General features: G+C 49.9%; 2 tRNA genes and 2 rRNA genes. All 4 read right to left on the reverse strand.

Going from position 1 to position 4,745, the window contains the following annotated elements:
* Positions 1-113: 113 nt before the first annotated feature.
* Positions 114-3,003, reverse strand: a 23S ribosomal RNA gene (locus DY023_RS00285).
* A 362-nt stretch (positions 3,004-3,365) separates the two neighbouring features.
* Positions 3,366-3,441: transfer RNA gene (locus tag DY023_RS00290), tRNA-Ala, on the reverse strand.
* Between the two features lie 55 nt (positions 3,442-3,496).
* A tRNA-Ile gene (locus DY023_RS00295) sits at positions 3,497-3,573 on the reverse strand.
* Between the two features lie 61 nt (positions 3,574-3,634).
* Positions 3,635-4,745: ribosomal RNA gene (locus DY023_RS00300) — 16S ribosomal RNA — on the reverse strand; the annotation flags it as partial.

Genomic DNA, 4,745 nt, shown 5'->3' on the forward strand with positions numbered 1-4,745 from the left:
TAACAGAGGGCAGATCTGGGTCTGAATTGTATGTTCCAGCATTAGGCTGAATCAAGGGATATTGCATATTTATGAATCGATTGATGCTTTGTATACAACTGTTTGGGTGTTGTATAGTCAAGCCTCACGAGCAATTAGTATTGGTCAGCTTCACATATCACTATGCTTCCACATCCAACCTATCAACGTCCTGGTCTTGAACGGCTCTTTAGGTGACATAAAGTCACGGGGAAATCTTATCTTGAGGTAGGCTTCCCGCTTAGATGCTTTCAGCGGTTATCCCTTCCGAACATAGCTACCCGGCGATGCGACTGGCGTCACAACCGGTACACCAGAGGTTCGTCCACTCTGGTCCTCTCGTACTAGGAGCAGATCCTCTCAAATTTCCAGCGCCCACGGTAGATAGGGACCGAACTGTCTCACGACGTTCTAAACCCAGCTCGCGTACCTCTTTAAATGGCGAACAGCCATACCCTTGGGACCTGCTTCAGCCCCAGGATGAGATGAGCCGACATCGAGGTGCCAAACACCGCCGTCGATATGAACTCTTGGGCGGTATCAGCCTGTTATCCCCAGAGTACCTTTTATCCGTTGAGCGATGGCCCTTCCATACAGAACCACCGGATCACTAAGACCTACTTTCGTACCTGCTCGACTTGTGGGTCTCGCAGTTAAGCGCGCTTTTGCCTTTATACTCTACGCGTGATTTCCGACCACGCTGAGCGCACCTTCGTACTCCTCCGTTACTCTTTAGGAGGAGACCGCCCCAGTCAAACTACCCACCAGACACGGTCCTCGACCCAGATTATGGGTCAGAGTTAGAACCTCAACATTACCAGGGTGGTATTTCAAGGATGGCTCCATAGGAACTGGCGTCCCTACTTCAAAGCCTCCCACCTATCCTACACAAGTAAGGTCAAAGTTCAGTGTCAAGCTGCAGTAAAGGTTCACGGGGTCTTTCCGTCTAGCCGCGGGTACACTGCATCTTCACAGCGATTTCGATTTCACTGAGCCTCTGCTGGAGACAGCGCCGCCATCATTATGCCATTCGTGCAGGTCGGAACTTACCCGACAAGGAATTTCGCTACCTTAGGACCGTTATAGTTACGGCCGCCGTTTACTGGGGCTTCGATCAAGAGCTTCGCTTACGCTAACCCCATCAATTAACCTTCCAGCACCGGGCAGGCATCACACCCTATACGTCCACTTTCGTGTTTGCAGAGTGCTATGTTTTTAATAAACAGTTGCAGCGGCCTGGTTTCTGCGGCTGCCGACAGCTCAAGGAGCAAGTCCTATCACCATCAGCAGCGTACCTTCTCCCGAAGTTACGGTACCATTTTGCCTAGTTCCTTCAGCAGAGTTCTCTCAAGCGCCTTGGTCTACTCGACCTGACCACCTGTGTCGGTTTCGGGTACGATTCCTGTGTAACTGAAGCTTAGAGACTTTTCTTGGAAGTATGGTATCGGCCACTTCACCAGTAAACTGGCTTGCTATCGACTCTCAGCATAGAGCACCCCGGATTTGCCTAAGATGCATGCCTACTGTCTTCCACCTGGACAACCAACGCCAGGCTGACCTAACCTTCTCCGTCCTCTCATCGCATTACACAGAAGTATTGGAATATTAACCAATTTCCCATCGACTACGCCTTTCGGCCTCGCCTTAGGGGTCGACTCACCCAGCCCCGATTAACGTTGGACTGGAACCCTTGGTCTTTCGGCGAACGGGTTTTTCACCCGTTTTGTCGTTACTCACGTCAGCATTCGCACTTCTGATACCTCCAGCAGACTTCTCAATCCACCTTCATCGGCTTACAGAACGCTCCCCTACCACGCACATAAATGTGCATCCGCAGCTTCGGCACATAGTTTTAGCCCCGTTACATCTTCCGCGCAGGCCGACTCGACTAGTGAGCTATTACGCTTTCTTTAAAGGGTGGCTGCTTCTAAGCCAACCTCCTAGCTGTCTATGCCTTCCCACATCGTTTCCCACTTAACTATGATTTTGGGGCCTTAGCTGGCGGTCTGGATTGTTTTCCTCTTGACTACGGACGTTAGCACCCGCAGTCTGTCTCCCGGATAGTACTCATTGGTATTCGGAGTTTGCATCGGTTTGGTAAGTCGGGATGACCCCCTAGCCGAAACAGTGCTCTACCCCCAATGGTATTCGTCCGAGGCGCTACCTAAATAGCTTTCGGGGAGAACCAGCTATCACCGAGTTTGATTAGCCTTTCACCCCTATCCACAAGTCATCCCCCGGCTTTTCAACGACGGTGGGTTCGGTCCTCCAGTTAGTGTTACCCAACCTTCAACCTGCTCATGGATAGATCACCCGGTTTCGGGTCTATACCCAGCGACTAGACGCCCTATTAAGACTCGATTTCTCTACGGCTCCCCTATTCGGTTAACCTCGCCACTGAATATAAGTCGCTGACCCATTATACAAAAGGTACGCAGTCACACCACGAAGGTGCTCCCACTGCTTGTATGCATGCGGTTTCAGGATCTATTTCACTCCCCTCACAGGGGTTCTTTTCGCCTTTCCCTCACGGTACTGGTTCACTATCGGTCAGTCAGGAGTATTTAGCCTTGGAGGATGGTCCCCCCATATTCAGACAAGGTTTCACGTGCCTCGCCCTACTCGTCATCATTATGTGTGCCCTTTCGTGTACGGGACTATCACCCTCTACGGTTGCACTTCCCAGAGCATTCCGCTAAAACACACATAACTTAATGGGCTGATCCCCGTTCGCTCGCCGCTACTGAGGGAATCTCAATTGATTTCTTTTCCTGAGGGTACTGAGATGTTTCACTTCCCCTCGTTCGCCTTGCATGACTATGTATTCATCATGCAATACCTACCTTATGGTAAGTGGGTTTCCCCATTCAGACATCTCCGGATCACAGGATATTTGCCGCCTCCCCGAAGCTTTTCGCAGGCTATCACGTCTTTCATCGCCTCTGACTGCCAAGGCATCCACCACATGCACTTAATTACTTGACTATACAACCCCAAACAGTCGACGTTACCTACAAGGAGCAACTTCAACATTACAGTTTAGAGTACTGTGCATTTAAGCACTGTACAGCTTCAATCTAATTCATATACCAAAACGCTTGATTCAGTTAATTTGCTAGTTCTCAGTTCAATCTACGTTAGTCAACAGGTTGCCCTGTAACGTCTATTGAATGAGTTGAACAATTTATTTCAGACTCAAATTTGCCAATCTGTTAATGATTCACTGCATCCTCGTCGGATTGCAGTCAACTGTGATAAATCACAGAAGTTAATAAACCAGGATTCTTGAACCTTCCATTTACTAAATTCTGTAATCTTTAGCTTCGAATCAAATCATGTTTGATTCGTGGTGGAGACTAGGAGAGTCGAACTCCTGACCTCCTGCGTGCAAAGCAGGCGCTCTACCAACTAAGCTAAGTCCCCAGCTTATCAATAAGTCAACATATCTGTTTTTCTGCATTACTGCTTTCGTCAGTAGTGGTGGGTCTGACAAGACTTGAACTTGTGACCCCACGCTTATCAAGCGTGTGCTCTAACCAACTGAGCTACAGACCCTCAGATACATCGTCATGAAGAACAACTTGTTGTGGATTCTTACCAATCGTCAATCTTTCGTTAAGGAGGTGATCCAGCCGCAGGTTCCCCTACGGCTACCTTGTTACGACTTCACCCCAGTCATCGGCCACACCGTGGTAAGCGTCCTCCTTACGGTTAGACTACCTACTTCTGGTGCAACAAACTCCCATGGTGTGACGGGCGGTGTGTACAAGGCCCGGGAACGTATTCACCGCGGCATTCTGATCCGCGATTACTAGCGATTCCGACTTCATGGAGTCGAGTTGCAGACTCCAATCCGGACTACGATCGGCTTTTTGAGATTAGCATCACATCGCTGTGTAGCAACCCTTTGTACCGACCATTGTAGCACGTGTGTAGCCCTGGCCGTAAGGGCCATGATGACTTGACGTCGTCCCCGCCTTCCTCCAGTTTGTCACTGGCAGTATCCTTAAAGTTCCCACCCGAAGTGCTGGCAAATAAGGAAAAGGGTTGCGCTCGTTGCGGGACTTAACCCAACATCTCACGACACGAGCTGACGACAGCCATGCAGCACCTGTATCAGAGTTCCCGAAGGCACCAATCCATCTCTGGAAAGTTCTCTGTATGTCAAGGCCAGGTAAGGTTCTTCGCGTTGCATCGAATTAAACCACATGCTCCACCGCTTGTGCGGGCCCCCGTCAATTCATTTGAGTTTTAGTCTTGCGACCGTACTCCCCAGGCGGTCTACTTATCGCGTTAGCTGCGCCACTAAAGCCTCAAGGGCCCCAACGGCTAGTAGACATCGTTTACGGCATGGACTACCAGGGTATCTAATCCTGTTTGCTCCCCATGCTTTCGTACCTCAGCGTCAGTATTAGGCCAGATGGCTGCCTTCGCCATCGGTATTCCTCCAGATCTCTACGCATTTCACCGCTACACCTGGAATTCTACCATCCTCTCCCATACTCTAGCCAACCAGTATCGAATGCAATTCCCAAGTTAAGCTCGGGGATTTCACATTTGACTTAATTGGCCGCCTACGCACGCTTTACGCCCAGTAAATCCGATTAACGCTCGCACCCTCTGTATTACCGCGGCTGCTGGCACAGAGTTAGCCGGTGCTTATTCTGCGAGTAACGTCCACTATCCTAAAGTATTAATCTAGGTAGCCTCCTCCTCGCTTAAAGTGC

This window comes from Microbacterium bovistercoris (assembly GCF_003387575.1).
GTDB lineage: Bacteria > Actinomycetota > Actinomycetes > Actinomycetales > Microbacteriaceae > Microbacterium > Microbacterium bovistercoris.